The 21,035-nt window shown below is 64.1% G+C and carries 16 protein-coding genes; 7 read left to right on the top strand and 9 right to left on the bottom strand.

From position 1 onward, the window contains the following. Positions 1 to 30: 30 nt before the first annotated feature. The 8 genes from ACK4FJ_RS04425 to ACK4FJ_RS04390 form a co-directional block, all read right to left on the bottom strand. A complete protein-coding gene (locus tag ACK4FJ_RS04425) occupies positions 31 to 1,179 on the bottom strand; it encodes a TRAP transporter substrate-binding protein (RefSeq protein WP_409764613.1) in 1,149 nt (382 codons plus the stop codon). A 291-nt stretch (positions 1,180 to 1,470) separates the two neighbouring features. Then, positions 1,471 to 3,600, bottom strand: a complete 2,130-nt coding sequence (locus tag ACK4FJ_RS04420; RefSeq protein ID WP_409764610.1) for a 3-hydroxyacyl-CoA dehydrogenase NAD-binding domain-containing protein — start codon at positions 3,598 to 3,600, stop codon at positions 1,471 to 1,473. A gap of 30 nt (positions 3,601 to 3,630) precedes the next feature. After that, positions 3,631 to 4,839: an acetyl-CoA C-acetyltransferase gene (locus tag ACK4FJ_RS04415; protein WP_409764607.1), complete on the bottom strand. Its 1,209-nt coding sequence runs from the start codon at positions 4,837 to 4,839 to the stop codon at positions 3,631 to 3,633. Between the two features lie 43 nt (positions 4,840 to 4,882). Further along, entirely contained in the window at positions 4,883 to 6,031 is a 1,149-nt protein-coding gene (locus ACK4FJ_RS04410) for an acyl-CoA dehydrogenase family protein (RefSeq protein ID WP_409764604.1), read from the bottom strand. A gap of 51 nt (positions 6,032 to 6,082) precedes the next feature. Beyond that, a complete protein-coding gene (locus tag ACK4FJ_RS04405; RefSeq protein WP_409764601.1) occupies positions 6,083 to 7,876 on the bottom strand; it encodes an acyl-CoA dehydrogenase C-terminal domain-containing protein in 1,794 nt (597 codons plus the stop codon). 37 nt (positions 7,877 to 7,913) lie between these two features. Beyond that, positions 7,914 to 10,232: a 3-hydroxyacyl-CoA dehydrogenase/enoyl-CoA hydratase family protein gene (locus tag ACK4FJ_RS04400; RefSeq protein ID WP_409764598.1), complete on the bottom strand. Its 2,319-nt coding sequence runs from the start codon at positions 10,230 to 10,232 to the stop codon at positions 7,914 to 7,916. Positions 10,233 to 10,251: 19 nt separating this feature from the next. Beyond that, positions 10,252 to 11,388, bottom strand: coding sequence for a thiolase family protein (locus ACK4FJ_RS04395; protein ID WP_409764595.1), 1,137 nt, complete (start codon positions 11,386 to 11,388; stop codon positions 10,252 to 10,254). 102 nt (positions 11,389 to 11,490) lie between these two features. Continuing rightward, on the bottom strand, positions 11,491 to 11,949 hold the full coding sequence (locus ACK4FJ_RS04390; RefSeq protein WP_409764592.1) for a MerR family transcriptional regulator: 459 nt from the start codon (positions 11,947 to 11,949) through the stop codon (positions 11,491 to 11,493). A gap of 168 nt (positions 11,950 to 12,117) precedes the next feature. Here ACK4FJ_RS04390 and ACK4FJ_RS04385 point away from each other — a divergent pair, with 168 nt between their 5' ends. The 6 genes from ACK4FJ_RS04385 (at position 12,118) to ACK4FJ_RS04360 (ending at position 19,309) form a co-directional block, all read left to right on the top strand. Beyond that, positions 12,118 to 12,516, top strand: a complete 399-nt coding sequence (locus ACK4FJ_RS04385) for an Mpo1-like protein (RefSeq protein WP_409764589.1) — start codon at positions 12,118 to 12,120, stop codon at positions 12,514 to 12,516. 141 nt (positions 12,517 to 12,657) lie between these two features. Then, positions 12,658 to 13,584, top strand: a complete 927-nt coding sequence (locus ACK4FJ_RS04380; RefSeq protein WP_409764586.1) for a sulfite exporter TauE/SafE family protein — start codon at positions 12,658 to 12,660, stop codon at positions 13,582 to 13,584. Further along, positions 13,581 to 14,357 (top strand): TIGR02186 family protein, encoded by a 777-nt coding sequence (locus tag ACK4FJ_RS04375; RefSeq protein ID WP_409764583.1) that lies wholly within the window; start codon positions 13,581 to 13,583, stop codon positions 14,355 to 14,357. Before ACK4FJ_RS04380 ends, ACK4FJ_RS04375 begins: the two co-directional genes overlap by 4 nt. Before the next feature lie 66 nt (positions 14,358 to 14,423). Beyond that, a complete protein-coding gene (locus ACK4FJ_RS04370; protein WP_409764580.1) occupies positions 14,424 to 15,584 on the top strand; it encodes an acyl-CoA dehydrogenase family protein in 1,161 nt (386 codons plus the stop codon). A gap of 3 nt (positions 15,585 to 15,587) precedes the next feature. Then, positions 15,588 to 16,838, top strand: coding sequence for an MFS transporter (locus tag ACK4FJ_RS04365; RefSeq protein WP_409764577.1), 1,251 nt, complete (start codon positions 15,588 to 15,590; stop codon positions 16,836 to 16,838). A 137-nt stretch (positions 16,839 to 16,975) separates the two neighbouring features. Next, positions 16,976 to 19,309 (top strand): xanthine dehydrogenase family protein molybdopterin-binding subunit, encoded by a 2,334-nt coding sequence (locus tag ACK4FJ_RS04360; protein ID WP_409764574.1) that lies wholly within the window; start codon positions 16,976 to 16,978, stop codon positions 19,307 to 19,309. Here ACK4FJ_RS04360 and ACK4FJ_RS04355 read toward each other — a convergent pair. Beyond that, a complete protein-coding gene (locus ACK4FJ_RS04355; RefSeq protein WP_409764571.1) occupies positions 19,294 to 20,517 on the bottom strand; it encodes a cytochrome P450 in 1,224 nt (407 codons plus the stop codon). The genes ACK4FJ_RS04360 and ACK4FJ_RS04355 overlap by 16 nt on opposite strands. A gap of 73 nt (positions 20,518 to 20,590) precedes the next feature. Between ACK4FJ_RS04355 and ACK4FJ_RS04350 the strand changes: the two genes are divergently transcribed. Continuing rightward, the gene (locus ACK4FJ_RS04350) at positions 20,591 to 21,019 is read left to right on the top strand and encodes an NUDIX hydrolase (protein ID WP_409764569.1); all 429 of its coding nucleotides are present in this window, start codon (positions 20,591 to 20,593) and stop codon (positions 21,017 to 21,019) included. The last annotated feature ends 16 nt before the right edge of the window (positions 21,020 to 21,035 follow it).

The raw sequence follows: 21,035 nt of genomic DNA, 5'->3' as shown, positions 1-21,035 counted from the left end.
GTAGGGGCAGGTATGTCCGGATCGCTCCGTTCAGCCCTGCATCTTGCCGAAATGGTGCTCGTAGGCGGTGACGTAGTCGGCCGCGTTGAGGGTCTCGTAATAGACGACCCGCTTCACCCAGGCCTTCTGCGAATCCATCACCTTCTTCATGTAGGGATCCTTGCCCAGCGTGGCGATGATGCCGTCCCAGGCCTTGATCTGGGCTTCGAACACGTCCTTCGGGGTGCGGAGGACGTTCACCTTGTCCTTCTCCCTGAGCTCCTGCAGGTCCTTGGAATAGATATCCATGGCCTTCCAGTAATTCGCCGAAGAGGCGGCTTCGGCGGCATATTGCAGGATCGCCTGCTGCTCCTTTGGCAGGCCGGCGAATTTCTGTTTGTTGAACATGATCTCGAAATACTCGGTCGCCTGGTGATAGCTGCCGAGCATGTAGTTCTTGGCCACGTTCTGCGCGCCGAAACGACGATCCGAGGTCGGGTTGTTGAACTCGAAGGCATCGATCACGCCGCGTTCCATGGCGGGCACGATTTCGCCGCCTGGCAACTGCGCCACCGCCAGGCCCATGGCCTGCATCAGGTCGGCCGCCAGACCCACCGTGCGGTATTTCAGGCCCTTCATGTCGGCCGCGCTTTTCACCGGCTTCTTGAACCAGCCCAGGGGCTGGGTCGGCATCGGCATGGCGAAGAAGCTGACGATGTTGAGCTTCAGGATGTCGTTGATCAGCTCGGCATACAGTTCCTTGCCGCCACCATTGTAGATCCAGCCCAGACCCTGTTCGGCGTTGAAACCGAAAACCGGGCCGGTGCCGAACAGCGAGGCGGCTTTGTGCTTGCCATACCAGTACACCGTCACGGTGTGGCAGGCATCCAGAACGCCCGTATGCACGGCATCCTGCACACTGAACGGATGCACCACCGCGCCACCGACCAGCAGGTCGATCTTCAGGCGGCCGCCGGCCATCTCGTTCACACGCGTGCAGTAATCCGCCGCCATTTCCTGGAAGATGTCGGATGCGGTCCAGGAGCTCTGCATTTTCAGCGTCACGGTCTGCGCGCGCGACACATTCGGCATCGCGAACGTACCGGCAGCGACGGCGCCTGCCGCAAGACCGCCGGTTTTCAGGAACTTGCGGCGGCTGGCCTTGGCAGCTTCCGGCTTGATGATGGATTGATCGGTCATTGTAGTCCTCCCATTCGTTGTCGATTCTTTACGCGACATCACTGTGTCCGATCCCGCGCCGCGCCGGTCGGTCTGACCGGTTTCGGCTGGCATCGGCAAATCCAGTACGATGGGAGGCAATTTGTTATTGATTGAGACCAAACTAGGTTGCGGGCGCAGATGGGTCAATGCCGCATTGTAGCGATGGCGTGGACCAGTGTTCGGACCAATTTTGCAACGCAACAAGTTGGATTTACACAAACAAAAAGGGCCGGTTTGAACCGGCCCTTCCGTTTTGATGCATTGCGAAGCTCAGGCGGCGTAGAAGGCCTTGCCCTGGTCGGCCATGTCGCGCAGCAGTTTCGGTGGCGTGAATCGGGCGCCGAATTTCTGCGCCAGCTGGTCGCATTCGGCCACGAAAGGCTTCACGCCGACCATGTCGATGTTGCTGACCGTGCCGCCCCGGAAAGGCGGGAAGCCCCACCCCATGATCGAGCCGACATCGGCATCGCGCACGTCGATGACAACCTTTTCTTCCAGGCAGCGGGCGGTCTCGACCGACTGGATGTAGACCAGGCGCTTGATCACATCCTTGAGATCGGGCTGTTCGGCCTTCACCGGGAAATGCTTGCCCAGGTCGGCCCACAGCTTCTTCCGGCCATCGGCGGGATAGTCGTAGAAGCCCTTGCCGGCCTTTTTGCCGATGCGGCCAAGCTTCTCGACCATCGCCTGCAATACGGGCTCGGAACCGTCCGCCTTGTAGGCATCGCCCAGGTCCTTTTTTGTCTGGCTGCGCACGCGGTGCATCAGTTCCAGCGAGACCTCGTCGGCCAGCGCGAGCGGACCGACCGGCATGCCGGCCATCTTGCCGGCATTCTCGATGATCGCGGGTGCCACGCCCTCGGCCAGCATGGTCAGGCCCTCGGTGACGTAGGTGGCAAACACGCGGCTGGTGTAGAAGCCGCGGCTGTCGTTCACCATGATCGGCGTCTTGCGGATCTTCTTCACGAAGTCCATGGCGCGGGCCAGCGTCTCGTCCGAGGTCTGCTTGCCACGGATGATCTCCACCAGCGGCATCTTGTCGACGGGCGAGAAGAAATGCAGGCCGATGAAATTGGCCGGGCGGGCGCTGGCCTCGGCCAGGCCGGTGATCGGCAGGGTCGAGGTGTTGGAGGCGAAGATGGCAGTCGGCTCAAGCTGGGCCTCGGCCTTTTTGGTCACGTCGGCCTTGATGGTGCGATCCTCGAACACAGCCTCGATCACCAGCTCGCAGCCCTTGAGGTCGTCGTAGGACGTCGTGGCCTTGATCAGGCCGAGCTGCTTTTCCTTGTCGGCCTCGGTCGCGCGGCGCGACTTGATCCGCCGGTCCAGCAGGCCGGCGGAATAGGCCTTGCCCTTGTCGGCGGCTTCCTGGGTGGAATCCAGCAGCACCACCTGCAGGCCCACGGAAGACGCGGCCCAGGCAATACCCGCGCCCATCATGCCGGCACCCAGGATGCCCACCTTGGTATAGGCCTGGGTCGGCACGTTCTTGGGCCGGTTGGCCAGCTTGTTGGCCTCGCCGATCGAGAAGAACAGCGAGCGGATCATGTTGCGCGCTTCCTTCGACTGGGTGCAGGCGACGAAATAGCGGCTTTCGATCTTCAGGCCGGTATCGATGTCGACCAGCATGCCCTCATAGACACAGGACATGATGTATTGCGCGTTGGGATAGTTGCCCATGGTCTTGGCACGCAGCATGGCGTTGCCGGCGGTGAAGACCTGCGCGCCCTTGGGCGTATTGGCGGCTTCCGGCACGCGGAAGCCCTTCTGGTCCCAGGGCTTCACATGGCCGGTCTGGCCCTCGGCCAGCAGCCAGGCCTTGGCGCGGATCAACAGCTCGCCCGGCGCCACCACCTCGTCGACCATGCCTAAGCTGAGCGCGGCCTTGGGATCGACCTTCTTGCTTTCCAGGATCATCGGCAGGGCCTTCGACACGCCGATCATGCGTGGCAGGCGCTGGGTGCCGCCGGCGCCGGGCAGCAGGCCAATGCTGGCTTCCGGCAGGCCGATCAGGGCCTTGGGGTTGTCGGCGGCGATGCGGCGGTGGCAGGCCAGGCAGATTTCATAACCGCCGCCCAGGGCCGTGCCGTTGATGGCAGCGACGAAGGGCTTGCCGGCCTTTTCGATGTCGCGGAACAGCTTCTGCAGGGCGAAGCTGTTCTGCAGGGCCTTGGCGGCGTCCTGGCTTTCCTTCAACAGGTTCACCAGATCGGCGCCGGCGACGAAGTCGTTCTTCGCCGAGGTGACGATCACGCCCTTCACGGCCTTGTCCTGGATCGCCTTGTAGACGGCCTCGCGGAAGGCGGCCAGGCTGTCGCCGTTCATCACGTTCATCGGCCGGTCGGCCATGTTCCAGACGATGGCGGCAACGCCGTCGCCGTCGATGCTGTATTCGATCATTGTTTCGTCCCTGAATTAACGTGTTGGCGCTTAGACGCGCTCGATGATGGTGGCGGTGCCCATGCCGGCGCCGACGCAGAGCGTCACCAGCGCGGTGCTCTTGCCGGTGCGCTCCAGCTCGTCGACCATGGTGCCCAGGATCATCGCGCCGGTGGCGCCCAGCGGATGGCCCAGCGCAATGGCGCCGCCATTCACGTTGATCTTGTCATGCGGGATGTTCAGCGCCTGCATGAAGCGCAGCACCACCGAGGCAAAGGCCTCGTTCAGTTCATAGAGATCGATATCCGACGGCTTCATGCCGGCGAGCTTCAGCGCCTTCTCGGCGGCGAAAGACGGACCGGTCAGCATGATGGTCGGCTCCGAACCGATCGAGGCGAAGCTGCGGATGCGGGCACGCGGCTTCAGGCCGGCCTTCTTGCCGGCCTCGGCATTGCCGATCAGCACGGCGGCGGCGCCGTCCACGATGCCCGAGGAATTGCCGGCATGGTGCACATGCTCGATGCGCTCCACATCGGGATAACGCTGCATGGCCACCGAGTCGAAGCCGAACTGCTCACCCATCATGGTGAAGGACGGGTCCAGCGAGGCCAGGGTCTGCATCGTGGTATCCGGGCGCATATGCTCGTCGCGGTCCAGGATGGTCAGGCCGTTGATGTCCTTCACCGGAATGATCGATTTGCCGAACCGACCCTCGTCCCAGGAGCGCTTGGCGCGCTTCTGGCTTTCCACCGCATAGGAATCGACATCGTCGCGGCTGAAGCCGTATTTGGTGGCGATCAGGTCGGCCGAGATGCCCTGGGGCACGAAATAGGTGGGCAGGGCCACGGCCGGATCGGTCGCCCAGGCGCCGCCGTCGGAGCCCATCGGCACGCGGCTCATGCTTTCCACGCCGCCGCCGATCGCCATCTGGCTCTGGCCCGACATCACCTGCGCGGCCGCCATGTTGCAGGCTTCCAGACCCGAGGCGCAGAAGCGGTTGATCTGCACGCCGGCAGTGGTCTCGGCATAACCCGACTGGATCACGGCGACGCGGGCGATGTCGGAACCCTGTTCGCCCACCGGCATGACGCAGCCCAGCACCACGTCGTCGACGAGGGAGGTGTCGAGGTCGTTGCGGTCGCGCACGGCTTCCAGCGCCGTGGTGGCCAGCCGCATCGGGGTGACTTCATGCAAAGCGCCGCTGGCGCGGCCCTTGCCGCGCGGCGTGCGCACGGCGTCGTAGATGAAGGCTTCGGTCATTGTTCTCTCCCTAGTCTGTGTGTTGCGCCGGATTCCCGGTTATTCAAAGCGTACGGCTGATCAGTTCCTTCATGATTTCGTTGGTGCCGCCATAGATGCGCTGCACGCGGGCATCGGCATAGGCGCGGGTGATCGGGTATTCCCACATGAAGCCATAGCCGCCGAACAGCTGCAGGCAGTGGTCGAGGATCTTGCACTGCAGGTCGCTGCACCAGTATTTCGCCATCGCGGCGGTGGCGACATCCAGCTTGTGTTCGGCCACCATCTCGATGCATTTGTCGACGAAGACGCGGGCGATCTGCGTCTCGGTCTTCATCTCGGCCAGTTCGAACTTGGTGTTCTGGAAATCCAGCACCGATTTGCCGAAGGCCTTGCGCTCGCGGGTGTAATCCACCGTCCATTTCAGCGCGGCCTCGCAGCCGGCCACCGCCATGATGGCGATCTGCAGGCGCTCCCAGGCCAGTTCCTGCATCAGATAGAAGAAACCCTGGCCCTCGCCGCCCAGCATGTTCTCGGGCGGCACGCGCACATCGGCGAAGAACAACTCGGAGGTGTCCTGCGCCTTCATGCCCAGCTTTTCGAGGTTGCGGCCCTTGGTAAAGCCCTCGCGGCCGGCTTCCACCAGGAACAAAGTGGTGCCCTTGGCACCCTGCTTGGGGTCGGTCTTGGTCACCACGATCACCAGGTCGGCATTCTGGCCGTTGGTGATGAAGGTCTTCTGGCCGTTGATGACGAATTCGTTGCCGTCGCGGATGGCCGTGGTCTTCACCGCCTGCAGGTCGGAACCGCCGCTCGGCTCGGTCATGGCGATGGCGCCGATCACCTCGCCGGAGGCCATCTTGGGCAGCCACTTCTTCTTCTGCTCTTCCGAGCCATAGGCGAGGATGTAGGGCGCGACGATGTCGGAATGCAGCGAGAAGCCCGGACCGGTGCAGCCGGTATAGGCCTGCTCTTCCATCAGGATGGCCGAATAGCGGCGGTCGACGCCGGAACCGCCATATTCTTCCGGCATGGTGGCGCACAGGAAACCGTTCTCGCCGGCCTTGCGCCACACCTCTTTCGGCACGAGGCCGTCTTCTTCCCATTTGGCGTGATGGGGCACGACCTCGCGCTCGAAGAACTTGCGCGCCGCCTCGCGGAACATCTGGTGGTCTTCAGTGTAGATGCTGCGCGGGATGCCGTATTCGGTCATTCTCTTCGTTTCCTCTCCTAGACTCGCCGTGCCTTGCACGGCCTTTCATGATCAGAAGTTGGCGGCCTTCAGCATCATGGTGCTTTCAGAACCGGCCTGGATCTTGGCCAGTTGTGCCGCCGTGTCGGGCAACATGCGCTCCATGAAGAAGCGCGCCGTCACCAGCTTGGTCTCGTAGAAGTCCTTGTCCGCCGCGCCCTCGGCCAGCTTCTGCTTGGCCACCTCGGCCATCTTCGCCCACATGAAGCCGAGTGCGACCAGGGCGAACATGTTGAGGTAGTCCCATGAGGCCGCACCGGCTTCGTCCGGGTTCTTCATGCCGCGCTCGCTGATCACCGCGGTGGCAGTCTGCAGGCGGGCAAAGGCCTTGGCCAGCGGCATCACGTAGTCCTTGCCGATCGCCGGGCTCATCATCTTTTCCTCGATGAAGGCCGAAACCGGGTGGAAGAAACGGCGGGCAAGACGGCCGATACCGGTCGGCAGCTTGCGGCCGACCAGATCCAGCGCCTGGATGCCGTTGGCGCCTTCGTAGATCATGGCGATGCGGGCATCGCGCACGAACTGCTCCATGCCCCATTCGGCGATATAGCCGTGGCCGCCATAGACCTGCTGGGCCATGGTGGTGCACTGATAGCCGAAATCGGTCATGTAGGCTTTCACCATCGGCGTGAGGAAGGCGACCAGATCGTCGGCTTCTTGGCGGCGTTCGGCGTCGGGGTGCTTGGCGGCGACGTCCAGCTCGAGACCGGTCCACAGCGCCAGCGCGCGGCTGCCCTCGACGAAGGCCTTGATGGTCAGCAGCATGCGCCGGATATCCGGATGCACGATGATCGGATCGGCCGGCTTTTCAGGCGCCTTGGTGCCGGTGATCGAACGGCCCTGCAGGCGGTCGTTGGCATAGGTCAGCGCGTTCTGGTAGGCCACCTCGGCCTGGGACAGGCCCTGCACGCCGACGCCGAGGCGGGCGGCGTTCATCATCACGAACATCGCCTGCATGCCCTTGTGTTTCTGGCCGACCAGCCAGCCCTTGGCGTTGTCGTAGTTCAGCACGCAGGTGGAATTGCCGTGGATGCCCATCTTGTGCTCGATCGAGCCACAGGACACGCCGTTGCGGGCGCCCAGCGAACCGTCGGGATTGACCAGGAATTTCGGCACCAGGAACAGGCTGACGCCCTTGATGCCTTCCGGGCCGCCGGGAATCTTGGCCAGCACCAGGTGGATGATGTTCTCGGCCATGTCGTGCTCGCCGGCCGAGATGAAGATCTTGGTGCCGGTGATCAGGTAGCTGCCGTCATCCTGCGGCTCGGCCTTGGTGCGCATCAGGCCCAGGTCGGTGCCGCAATGGGGTTCGGTCAGGTTCATGGTGCCGGTCCATTTGCCCGACGCCATGTTCGGCAGATACATGTTCTTCTGCTCTTCCGAGCCGTGCCGCAGCAACGCCTCGTAGGCGCCGTGGGTCAGGCCCGGATACATGGCGAATGCCATGTTGGCCGAGGACTGGATTTCCGCCATGGCGATGCCCAGCACATGGGGCAGGCCCTGGCCGCCGTATTTCTCTTCCGCCGTCAGCGCGCCCCAGCCGGCCTCGCAATACTGCTTATAGGCTTCCTTGAAGCCGGTCGGCGTGGTGACCACGCCGTTATCCCACTTGCAGCCTTCCAGGTCGCCGACGCGGTTCAGCGGCGCGGTGACCTCGCTCATGAACTTGCCGCCTTCTTCCAGCACGGCGTCGACGACGTCGCGGCTGGCATCGGTGAAGCCCAGCAGGTTGCTCATCTTTTCCATCTGCAGCACGTCGTGCAGCACAAACTGGAAGTCCTTGATCGGGGCGGTATAGCTCGGCATGGCCTGTCTCCCTCAATTCTCTGCTTAGGGGCGCTGCTCAGTTACGCAGCGGCTTGCCCTTGGTGAGCATGTGTTCGATGCGGTCCAGCGTGGCGCTGGTCTTGATCAGCGTCATGAAGTTCTCGCGCTCAAGCTCGAGCAGCTTCTTCTCGGTGATCACCTCGGTGATGTCGGTCTTGCCGCCCGACACCACGTTGGCCAGCGCACCCGACACCACCACGTCGTGCTTGGTGGCCTTGCCCTGCTGGAAGAAACCTTCCACGGCCAGGCTCATCGCCGCCTTGGCGCTGGGGCCCGGCAGGCTGATCTCCACCGGCACCGGCGGCTTGTAATCCTTGGCCAGTTCCAGCGCCTTCGCCTTGGCATCGGCCAGCAGGCGGCGGCGGTTCATGGTGATGCCGTCGCTGTCGCGCAGGATCAGCATGTCGCGGGCTTCCATGGCAGACGTCGCCACCTTGGCGGTCGAGATCGCCTCGAACACCTGGGCCAGCGCCGGCATCGGGCCGCCCGGGCGTTTCTTGTTGGTGATCGCGCGGGTGACCAGCTCCTTGCAGCCGCCCCAACCAGGGATCACGCCGACACCCACTTCCACCAGGCCCATATAGCTTTCGGCATGGGCCTGGATGGCCGAGGAGTGCATCGCCAGCTCGCAGCCGCCGCCCAGTGCCATGCCGCCCACGGCAGCCACGACGGGGAAGGGTGCGTATTTCAGCTTCATATAGGCATCCTGGCCTTCCGAGATGCCCTGCTCGATGGCAGGCCACATGGCGATATTGGCCTGGAACAGCGCGATGCCCACATTGGCGCCGACCGAGAAGTTATCTGAATCGCTGCCGATGATCAGAGCCTTGAAGCCCTTCTTGTCGATCTTGCCGGCTTCCTTGACCATCGCGATGATGTCGGCATCCACCGAATTCATCTTGGTGTGCAGCTCCAAGCAGGCGACGCCGTCGCCCACATCCCAGAGGCTGGCGCCCTTGTTCGACATGATCGGCTGCTTGCCGCGCTTCATGTCGGCCAGCGTCCAGGCATCGGGTGCCACAACGATCTCGGCGTAATCGCCCTTCGGCGTCAGGCGATAGGCCTTGCCGTTCTCTTCCTTGTAGAAGGGGCGGCCGGCGGCGATTTCCACCATCTTCGGCACCGGCATGCCGGAAGCCTTCAGCTTCTCGGCGAACCAGCCCGTGCCGAGCTGGTCGATCTGCTGGTAGGGGCCGTATTTCCAAGCGTAGCCGGTCTTCATCGCCGTATCGACCGCGGCGATGTCGTCGACGATCTCGGGCACCAGGTCGGCGGCATAGCTCAGCACGCGGCTGAGCACGCCCCAGGCATACTGGCCGCCCTTGTCCTCATGCTCGACCAGGGCACGCAGGCCTTTCTTGGCCGCCTTGGCGGAGTCCAGATTGGCACGCTGCAGCGGGCGGTATTCGCCGGTCTTGAGGTCCAGCACTTCCTTGCCGCGGGCGCGGTAGAAGCCGCCCTTGCCCTTGCGGCCGGTATAGCCGTCCTTGATCATCTTCTGCATCAGGGCATTCAGCGGATGATCCGCTTTGTAGAAAAGATGCAGCGGATCGGTCTTGGGCAGGGTCTTGAGCATCGAGCCGACCACATACGGGCCGAGGTCGATGCCGGTCAGATCGGCCAGACCAAAGATGCCGGTCCTGGGCACGCCCATCGGCCGGCCGACGATGCTGTCGGCCTCTTCCACGGTCAGGCCCAGGTCATAGGCCAGCGCGGTGGCCACGGTGGACCAGTAAATGCCGATGCGGTTGGCGATGAAGCCCGGGCGGTCCTTGCAGTCCACCACTTCCTTGCCCAGCTTCACGTCGCCGAAGCGGCGCAGCGCCTCGATGGCGTCCGGACGGGTCTTCGGGCCTTTCACCAGTTCGAACAGGCGCATGTAGCGCGGCGGGTTGAAGAAGTGGGTGACGGCGAAATCCTGAGCGAAGCTCTCGGGCAGGCCCTCGGTCAGCAGGTCGAGCGGAATCGTCGAGGTGTTGGAAGTGACAATCGAACCTTTCTTGCGTTTCTGCTCCAGCTGGGCATAGAGCTTCCGCTTCAGTTCGACATTCTCGATGATCGCCTCGCAGATCCAATCCACATCGGCGAGCTTGTCGAGGTCGTCTTCCAGGTTGCCCGGGGTGACCAGCTTGGCGACGCGCGGATGCATGAACGGCGCGGGCTTGGTCTTCAGCATCTTTTCGATGGCGCCCTTGGCCAGCGCGCTGCGGTCATTGGCGCCAGCCGGCACGATGTCGAGCAGCACCACGGGAATACCGGCATTGGCGACATGGGCGGCTATGCCGGAACCCATCACGCCGGCGCCGATCACGGCGACTTTCTTGATCTCGCTCATGGTCAGATGACTCCGGCGCTTACACGGCTTCCAGAACGGTGGCGATGCCCTGGCCGCCGCCGATGCACTGGGTGGCCAGCGCGAACTGCTTGCCTTCGCGCTTCAGTAGCGACGCGGCCTTGCCGGTGATGCGGGCGCCGGTGGCGCCCATCGGATGGCCCAGCGCGATGGCGCCGCCATCAAGGTTCACCTTGCTCATGTCGTAATTGGCCTGTTTCACGCAGGCCAGCGCCTGGGCGGCAAAGGCCTCGTTCAGTTCGACGATGTCGATGTCCTTCAGCGACAGGCCGGCGCGCTTCAGCGCCTTTTCCGTCGCCGGCACCGGGCCGATGCCCATCAGTTCCGGCGCGCAGCCGGCCACGGCGATCGACTTGATGCGGGCCAGCGGCTTCAGGCCATGGGCCTTGGCGAAATCCTCCGAGCAGACCAGCGTGGCCGAGGCGCCGTCGGTCAGCGGCGAGGAGGTGCCGGCGGTGACGGTGCCGGCGGCGTCGAAGGCCGGATTCAGGCCGGCCAGGCCCTCGGCCGAGGTGTCCGGGCGGATGCAGCCGTCCAGCTCGACGCGGTTGTTGCCATCGACGATGGCGACGATCTCGTCCTTCAGCTTGCCAGCCTTCTGCGCCGCCGCGGCCTTGGCATGGCTTTCGACTGCCATCTGCTCCTGCGCCTTGCGGTCGATGCCGTATTTTTTGGCCAGGTTCTCGGCGGTGATGCCCATCGAGACATAGGCTTGCGGATAATCCTGCAGCAGCTTGGGATTCGGCAGGGTGTTGAAGCCGCCCATCGGCACACGGGTCATGCTTTCCACGCCGGCGCAGATGAAGGCCTCGCCGGCATTCATCTGGATGGCACCGGCGGCCTGGTGGATGCTCTGCATCGACGAGCCGCAGAAGCGGTTCACCGTGGTGCCGGCGGCCTCCTGCGGCAGGCCGGCCAGGAAGCTGATCAGGCGGGCGACGTTCAGGCCCTGCTCACCCTCGGGGAAGGCGCAGCCGACGATCACGTCCTCGATGGCTTTCGGATCGACGCCGGTGCGCTCGACCAGGGCCTTGACCACCTGGGCGGTCAGATCGTCAGGACGAACCTTGGTGAGGGCGCCCTTGCGGGCCAGCGTGAAGGGCGAGCGGGCGTAGCCGGCAATCACCACGTTGCGCATGACGATGTCTCCTTGGAATGCGGACGGACTTTATCTGGTTGTCGAAAGGCCCCGGGGAAGCCTTGTGGCAAGGATTCCCCGGGAAAAACTCAGGAAAAGCGGTTATTCGGCCACGCTGGCGAGTTCGTGGCTGCCGCCATGGGTCTGCACGAATTCCTTCAGCGTCACCGGCTGGCGGTCGCGCTCGCGGGCTTTCAGGAATTCTTCCATCGTGCGGATGTCGTGCTTGAGTTCCAGCACGGCGGCCTCGATGTCGCGGCGCTGCTGCTCCAGGGCGCCGAGGCGGTCGCGCGAGCGCTTCAGGGTCAGGCGAAGCTGCTCCAGTTGACCGTCGCCGAGGTCGTAGAGATCGATCATTTCGCGGATCTCGGCCAGGCTGAAGCCCAGCCGCTTGCCGCGCAGGATCAGCTGCAGGCGGGCGCGGTCGCGCTTGGTGTAGACCCGCATCATGCCCTGACGGGACGGATGCAGCAGGCCCTTGTCCTCATAAAAACGGATCGCGCGGGCCGTCACTTTGAATTCGTGGGCCAGATCGGTGATCGTGTAGGTCTTCTCCGACACGGTAATGCCTCCCATTGGGCTTGTTTTTGTGAGTCGGCAGGGAGTCTTAGTTTACGTTTACGTAAACGTCAAACAGAATCATGATTCCCGGCCGGGTTGGTGAAATTTTACTGGTAAACCGGTATTTTCAATATATTCTAGCTGCAACCCAATTGGGAGGGAACAACAATGTCCGACAATCGGATTGCGTCTGGGCGGATTGAGTCCGCGGCCCGGATTCAGACCTACGCGGAATTCTGGCCCTTTTACCTGCGCGAGCATGCCCGGCCAGTCACCCGGGCCTGGCATTACCTGGGCACCAGCATCGGGCTGGCCTGCCTGGTCACGGCCATTGCCACAGGCAACCTGTATTGGCTGCTGGGTGGTCTGGTCTCGGGCTACGGGCCGGCCTGGGTGGGCCATTTCTTCTTCGAGAAGAACAAGCCGGCCAGTTTCCGCTACCCGCTGTGGTCGTTCGTCTCCGATTTCCGCATGTATTTCGCCTTCCTCGGCGGCTCGCTCGGCCGCGAGCTGGCGAAAGCGGGGGTCGCCGCCCCGGCAACGGATGCTGCGGCAGCGCGGCAATAAACCCCGGCGGCGATCTCCGGCTGGTCACGAAATCGCAACGGTTGACGTGCCAGTTTAACAATCGATGATGGCCGCAGGGCCGGCCTGCAGCGGTGGGGTTGCCGCGGCAGCACAGTCGCGTTTCGGGATTCGCCAGCAATTATGCAGATCTATCTTCCCATCGCCGAGCTGTCCGTCAGTGTATGGCTGCTGCTCGGGCTGGGTGGGGCGGTGGGGTATTTGTCGGGCCTGTTCGGCGTTGGCGGCGGTTTCCTGCTCACGCCGCTGCTGATCTTCATTGGCGTGCCGCCACCTGTGGCGGTGGCCACCTCGGCCAACCAGGTGGTGGCGGCCAGCGTCTCGGCGGTCTATGCCCACTGGCGCAAGAGCAACGTCGATTTCAAGATGGGTGGCGTGCTGCTGGTCGGCGGCCTGATCGGCTCCAGTTTCGGCGCCTATCTGTTCAGCCTGCTCAAGCGCATCGGCCAGCTCGATGCGGTGATCGCGCTGTCCTATGTGCTGATCCTCGGCCTGATCGGTAGCCTGATGCTGACCGAAAGCATCCGTGCCCTGCGCCGCAAATCCGGCGAGGGCATGCCGCTGCGTCGCCGCAAGCGGCTGCACGACCATCCCATGATCCGCGCGCTGCCGTTCAAGATGCGGTTCCGCAAGTCGCAGCTTTATATCAGTGCGCTGATGCCGCTCAGCCTCGGCGTGCTGGTTGGTATCTTGGCGGCGATCATGGGTGTAGGCGCCGGCTTCCTGCTGGTGCCGGCGATGATCTATCTGCTGGGCATGCCCACCGCAGTGGTGGTTGGCACGTCTCTGTTCCAGATCATTTTCGTCACCGCCAATGTCACCATGCTGCATGCGATCACGACGCAGACGGTGGATGTGACGCTGGCGCTGCTGCTGCTGGTCGGTTCGGTGATCGGCGCGCAATACGGCGTGCGCCACGGCGCGCATCTGCGCGGCGAGCAGGTGCGCGGCCTTCTCGCGGCACTGGTATTGATTGTGGCGATTGCGCTGGCCTTCGAACTGGTGCTGACGCCCGACGACCTCTATTTTCTGGAAAGCGGCCCGCGATGATCCGCCTAGCCGCGATAATCCTCTTGCTGTTCGGGATTGCAGCCGAAGCGCATGCCCAGGCCGCGCGTAACGCGCCGCGCGGTCCGGTGCCGGCCGATGCGCCGCTGATCACCGATCTGTCTTCGCATCTGATCGCCATCACCTCCAGCTTCACCGGCACCGAGTTGCTGCTGTTTGGTGCCATCGATGAACCGGGTGAGGTGATCGTGGTGGTGCGCGGCCCGACTTCGACTTCGGTCGTGCGACGCAAGCGTCAGACCTTCGGCCTGTGGCTGACGCGGCGCTCGGAAAGCTTCGATGGCGTGCCGGCCTATTACGCCGTGGCCAGCACGCGGCCGCTGGCCGAGATTGCCCCGCCCAGCCTGTTGCAGCGCCTGCAGATCGGCGCCAATGCCCTGCGGTTCCGGTATGCCGGCAAGCGCAATCCCGACGACGTGAACGAATTCCGCGCCGCCATTGTGCGGCAGAAGACGCGTGAAGGCCTGTATCAGGACAATACCGGCGCCGTGGATTTCCTGGGACCAAAGCTGTTCCGCACCGCGATCAGTTTTCCCGCCACCGTGCCGGTCGGCACATACCAGACCGAAATCTATCTGGTGCGCGACGACCGCATCGTCGCGGCGCAATCCACCCCGCTGTTCATCGACAAACAGGGCATCGAGCAGGAAGTCTACGATTTCTCGCGCCAGGAACCGGCCGTCTATGGTCTGGTCGCGGTGCTGCTGGCGGTGCTTGCCGGCTGGCTCGCGGCCGTCGCCTTCCGCCGCGGCTAAGCCGCTTCCGGACTGCCGCAACTTGTGTCAGTCTGTAGGCAGACCAGTTTGGAAGAGTGATCCGTCATGGACAAGGAAACGCTTGAGCAGACCCGGCTCACGCTGCGCCGCTTCGTTCGCGAGCGGCTGGTTCCCCTGGAAAAGCAGGTTGCCGACGACGACAGGGTGCCCGACGATATCCGTCGTGCCTTCGCCGAAATGGGCCTGTTCGGCATTTCCATTCCCGAAGAGTACGGCGGCCTTGGCCTCGATCTGGCCGAAGAGGTTGAACTCATCTTCGAGATGGGCTGGACCTCGCCGGCCTTCCGCAGCATGTTCGGCAGCAATGTCGGCATCGGCAGCCAGGGCATCCTGATCGACGGCACGCCGGAGCAGAAGGAAAAATGGCTGCCCAAGCTGGCCAGCGGCGAGGTGATCGCCTCCTTCGCGCTGACCGAGCCTGATGCCGGTTCCGATGCCGCCAGCCTGCGCACCCGCGCCGAACGCCAGGGCGATCATTACGTGATCAATGGCGCCAAGCGCTACATCACCAACGCGCCCCATGCCGGCATCTTCACCCTGATGGCGCGCACCGACCAGAACAACAAGGGTGCCGGCGGCATAACCGCCTTCATCGTCGAGGCCAATTCGCCGGGCCTGAGCATCGGCAAGCCCGACAAGAAGATGGGCCAGCGCGGCGCCCACACCGCCGACGTGGTCTTCGACAATGTGAAGGTGCCGGCCGAAAACGTGATCGGTGGGCGCGAAGGCCAGGGCTTCAAGACCGCGATGAAGGTGCTGGATCGTGGCCGTCTGCATATCGCGGCACTTTGCGTCGGCGCCGCCGAGCGCCTGATCCATGAATCGGTGTCTTACGCACGCGAGCGCAAGCAGTTCGGCCAGCCGATCGCCGAATTCCAGCTGGTGCAGGCCATGCTGGCCGACAGCCGTACCGAGGCCTATGCCGCGCGCTGCATGATCCGAGAGGCCGCCATGCGGTATGCCGCCGGCGAGAATGTCTCGATGGAGGCGTCCTGCTGCAAATACTACGCCTCCGAGATGGTCGGCCGCGTCGCCGACCGCGCGGTGCAGATCCATGGCGGCGCTGGCTATATGCAGGAATACGCCGTCGAGCGCTTTTATCGCGATGTGCGGCTGTTCCGCCTCTACGAGGGCACCAGCCAGATTCAGCAGATCGTGATCGCCCGGCAGATGCTGCGCCAGGCCGAAACCGGCGCCGGGGGCTGAGCCGTGCCGGAGGACGGACCCAGTCGCAGCGCCGCCAAAACCGCGATCATCCTCGTCGGCACCTGTTTTTTCCTGAACGCGCTTTCGCGCGGCGCGGGCGAGACCTTCACCACCTTCCTGCTGGCGCTGACCGAGGAATTCCAGGCCAACCGCGCCGATGTGGCGGCGATCTATTCGCTGCAGATGCTGCTGGCCGGCTGCACGGCGCCGCTGGCGGGCTATTGCTTCGACCGTTTCGGCCCTTTGCGGCTTTATATCGCCGGCCTTGCCATGCTGGTGCTCGGTCTGGTGCTGGCCTCCTTCGCCGGCCAGCTCTGGCAGCTCTATCTCTTCATCGGGATCGGCGTCGGCGCCTCCGCTGCCTCCCTGGGCAACGCGCCGCATTCGGCGCTGCTGGCGCGCTGGTTCGAGGGCGCACAACTCTCCCGCGCGATGAGTGTGGTCTATGCCGCCCTTGGCATCGGCTCGCTGATGCTGGTGCCGCTGGCGCAGTTCGTGATCGAGACCTGGGGCTGGCGTATCGCCTATCTCACCCTGGCTGGCATTGCCCTGCTGGCCCTGCCGGTCCTTCTGCTGCAGCACTGGCCCACAGTACAGGCCGGCCGTATCCGCCTGCCACAATCCGGCCCGGATGCGTTGCCCGGTGCGACAGTCGGCGATGACTGGACCCTGGGCAAGGCGCTGCGCACCACCGCCTTCTGGGGTCTGGCTTCGGTGTTCTTCTTCACCTCTGCCGGCATGTTCTCGGTGATGGTGCAGGCCGTGGCGTATCTGGTCGAGTTGGGTTACGCGCCGCTGCAGGCCGCCTCGATCTATGGCCTGGTCGGCGTGCTTACGCCTGCCGGCATTGTCGGTTTCGCCTGGCTGGATGGCCGTATCGGCCGCCATGCCTCGGCGGCACTGTCTTATGCTTTCAGCCTGGCCGGCCTGGCCGCCCTCTGGGCGCTGGAGGGCTGGCGATCGCCGGCCCTGCTCTGGGCCTTTGTCCTGCTGGTCGGCCTGTCCTTCGGCGCCCGCGGCCCGATGGTGGGGGCCACGGCGGCGCGTATTTTCCAGGGCCGGCGCTTCGGCATGATCTTCGGCACCATCATGGTGGGCTCCGGGCTGGGCGTGTCGTCGGGCACCCTGATCGGGGCCAAGCTGCACGACATGACCGGCGGTTACACGGCGGTGTTCCTGTTCGCCGCCTTCTGCATCATCAACGGCGCCCTGCCATTCTGGACCTATCGTTCCCTGCGCCGTTACGGACCCTGATCCGGGCATTTGCGCGGGTATTGCACCCCGGCAATGATACGTAACCGGACGGGTTGAAAGGCGGTCCGGAATCCCTATCATTTCGCCCAAAGTTTTCCGGCCTTACCCCCTAGTTTCCGCCCCGAAAGGACGTTCCGATGAGCAAGTTCGGCCAGAGCCAGCCGGTTCGCCGCGTCGAAGACCAGCGTTTCATCACCGGCAAGGGGCGTTATACCGACGACATCAACCTGCCCGGCCAGGTTTATGGCGTGATGCTGCGTTCGCCACATGCCCATGCGAAAATTCTGAAAATCGACACTTCGTCCGCCCAGGCCGCCCCGGGCGTGCTGGCCGTCTATACCCATGCCGACCTGAAGGCTGCCAATGTCGGCGACCTGCCCTGCACCATTCCGCTGAAGAACCGCGACGGGTCCATGCGCGCCGATCCGCCGCGCCCGGCCCTGGCCGAGGGTATGGTGCGTCATGTCGGCGATCCGGTTGCCTTCGTGGTGGCGGAAACCGCCGCCCAGGCCCGTGATGCGGCCGAGATGATCGAAGTGGATTACGACGCCCTGCCGGCAGCGGCCGACATGGCCACCGCGATGGAGTCGGGCCAGCCGCAGATCTGGCCGCAGGCGCCGAATAACCGCGCCTTCGACTGGGAGATCGGCGACAAGGCCAAGATCGACGCATTGTTCGCCTCGGCCGCCAAGACGGTGAAGCTGACCTTGGAAAACAACCGCATCGTCGTGGCCTCGATGGAAGCCCGCGTGGCGCTGGGTGCCTTCGACAAGGAGAGCGGCCGCTTCACGCTGTACACGCCGACCCAGGGCGTATGGGTGCAGAAGAGGCTGCTGGCCAAGATTCTCGGCCTGCCGGAAGAGAAGTTCCATGTCGTTACCGGCGATGTTGGCGGTGGCTTTGGCATGAAGATATTCATCTATCCCGAACAGGTGATGACGCTGTTTGCGTCGCGCGCACTGGGCCGTCCGGTGAAATGGACCTCGGATCGCGGCGAGGCTTTCCTCACCGACACCCATGGCCGCGCCAACCTGACCCACGCCGAGATGGCGCTGGACAAGGACCACAATTTCCTGGCCCTGCGCATCCACAACATCGCCGACATGGGCGCGTATCTGTCAACCTATGCGCCGATGATCCCCACCATGGCCGGCACCAAGGTGCTGTCCTCGGTCTACCGCTTCCAGGGTGTCTATGCGCGCGTCGAGGGCGTGTTCACCAACACCGTGCCGGTGGACGCTTATCGCGGCGCCGGCCGTCCGGAATCGAACTACATCATGGAACGCCTGATCGACGTGGCCGCCCGCGAGCTGGGCATCGACCGCGCCGAACTGCGTCGCAAGAACTACATCCCGCCCAGCGCTTTCCCGTGGACCAGCGCCATGGGACTCACCTACGATTCGGGCGAATTCGAAAACACTTCGAATACCGCGCTGAAAGCCATCGATTGGGCCGGTTTCGAAGCCCGACGGGCGGAAGCGAAAAAACGCGGCAAGCGCCGCGGCATCGGCATGGCTTATTACCTGGAAGCCACCGGCGGCGCGCCGGCCGAACGCGCCGAAATCCGCTTCGCCGAGGATGGTTTCGTAGAAGTCTATGTCGGCACCCAGTCGACCGGCCAGGGCCACGAGACCGCCTATACCCAGATCGTGGCCGAACAGCTTGGCGTCGATTTCGACAAGGTCCGCATCCTGCAGGGCGATTCCGATGCAATCCCCACCGGCGGTGGCACCGGCGGCGCCCGCTCGCTCTATTCCGAAGGCGGCGCGATCCTGAAAGCCAAGGATGGCGTGATCGAAAAGGGCAAGGTGGTGGCCGCAGACATGCTGGAAACGGCGGCCAGCGACATCGAATTCGCCGCCGGCCGCTTCCGTGTCGCCGGCACCGACCGCGATGTCGGCATCGTCGAGGTGGCGCAGGAAGCCCGCAAACGCAGCAACGCCAGGGCCGGCGAGGCGGCCGGGCTCGACACCGCCGCCGACTGGCAGGTGCAGGCCATCACTTTCCCCAATGGCTGCCATGCCTGCGAGGTCGAGATCGACGAGGCCACCGGCGTGGCCGAGGTGGTGCGTTACGTGGTCGCCGACGACATGGGCAAGGTGATCAATCCCACCATCGTCAAGGGCCAGATTCATGGCGGCGTGGTGCAGGGCGTGGGCCAGGCGCTGTATGAAAACGTCGTCTACGATGCCGATGGCCAGCTTCTGACCGGCAGCTTCACGGATTACTGCCTGCCGCGCGCCGACAACTTCCCCGAGATTGAGGTGATCCTCTGCGAGGTGCCGTGCAAGACCAATCCGCTGGGCGTCAAGGGCGCTGGCGAGGCGGGCGCTGTCGGCTCGGCGCCGGCCACGATCAACGCCGTGGTCGATGCACTGGCCGATCTGGGCGTCAAGCATGTCGACATGCCGGCCACGTCGCAGAAGCTGTGGCGTATCCTCGGCGGCGGCCTGGCTCAGGCCGCCGAATAGGCGATCTGCAGGCGATTCAGGCCGCGCACCACGATTGAATCGCTCCAGTCCGGCGGGGCGGCCAGGGCGATCTCGCCCAGCCGCTCCAGCAGGATCGGGAACGCGACCTGGCCTTCCAGCCGGGCCAGTGGCGCGCCGATGCAGAAATGGATGCCGAAGCCAAAGGTGATGTGGCGGCTGCTGTCGGTACGCGCGATGTCGAAACGGTCGGGGTCGCCGAATGCCTCCGGGTCGCGATTGGCCGCCGCCAGCATCTGGAACACCCGGTCGCCCTTGCGCATCATCTTGCCGCGCAGTTCGTAGTCTTCGGCCACCACGCGTACCTGCGCCAGTGACGGGCCATCCCAGCGCAGCATCTCTTCCACCATGTTGGCAGCCATGGTTGAGTCGCCGCGGTTCTCGCGCAGCATCTGCATCTGGTTCGGATGCCGCAACAGGGCCAGCAGGCCGTTGCCCAGCAGATGCGTGGTCGTTTCATGTCCGGCAAACAGCAGCAGCACGCAAGCCGCCACAAGTTCATCACGGCTGAGGAAATCGCCGCGCTCTGCGGCCATGGCCAGGCCGGTTATGACATCCTCGCGCGGCTTTTTCCGGCGTTCCTCGACCAGCGCGCCGAAATACGCGTTCATCTCGGCAATCGCGCCATTGGCGCGGGCGTATTTGTCGGGCGAAAGTCGCGAGGTGAGCACAAAGCTGCCCAGGTCGTCCGACCAGTGTTTCAAAAGGTCCACATCCTGCTGCGGTACGCCCAACAGGGCGGCGATCACGGTGGCGGGCAGGGGATAGGCGAAGGCCTGGATGAAATCCGCTTCGTTTTGCTGCAGCAGGTCGTCGACCAGGCCATGCACGATCTGTTCGATCCGCGGCCGTAGGGCAGCCACGGCAGACGAGGTGAAGGCCCGGTTCATCAGCCCGCGCAGGCGGGTATGGATGGGCGGGTCGTTGAACACAGCCCACAGGGCCATATGCGCGTCCAGATCCGCCAGACCGGTGCGGGTTTCATCGGGCAGATGGGCGAAAAAGGGGCGCATGCGATCCGATGACAGGCGCGGATCGCGCAGGGAGGCGCGGATATCGTCATGCCGCGTCAGCATCCAGCCGCCCAGCCGTTTGCTCCAGTGCACCGGATCGTCCCGGCGCAGGCGGGCCAGCGCCGGATAGGGATCGGCGATCACGGCGGCATCATGGGCATCGAACTGGATCGTCACCGCATATCCTCCCGCTCTTTTTTGCTATTCTGGCGCAGCAATTGTTTATGCCGGCCAGTATGGAGACGAAACGATGGTCCGTGAATACCCCGCGCAGCCGCTGGTCGGCCTGGGTGCCATCGTTTGGAAGGATGGCAAGGTTCTGATGGTGCAGCGCGGCAAGCCCCCGCGCGCCGGCATCTGGAGCTTGCCCGGTGGGGCGCAGCATCTGGGCGAGACGGTGGCCCAGGGCATCCACCGCGAAATCGCCGAGGAAACCGGGGTGCGGATCGAACTGCTCGGGCTGGTCGATGTGATCGATTCCGTCCAGACCGCGCCGGACGGCCGTATCCTGTACCACTATACGATCATCGACTATGCCGCCCGCTGGGTCGGGGGCGAGGTCGTGGCCGGCGATGACGCCGCCGCCGCCGCCTGGGTCGACCCGGCCGAGTTGCATAAACTTGATCTTTGGGAAGAAACCCACCGCGTGATCGAAAAATCTCGTCTCTGGCTCGGCTAGGCCGGGTCTGGTTCTT

Source organism: Ferrovibrio sp. (genome assembly GCF_046297595.1).
Classification (GTDB): domain Bacteria; phylum Pseudomonadota; class Alphaproteobacteria; order Ferrovibrionales; family Ferrovibrionaceae; genus Ferrovibrio.
Note: the sequence above shows the minus strand (reverse complement) of the source record. Positions and strands in the feature narration are given on the sequence as shown.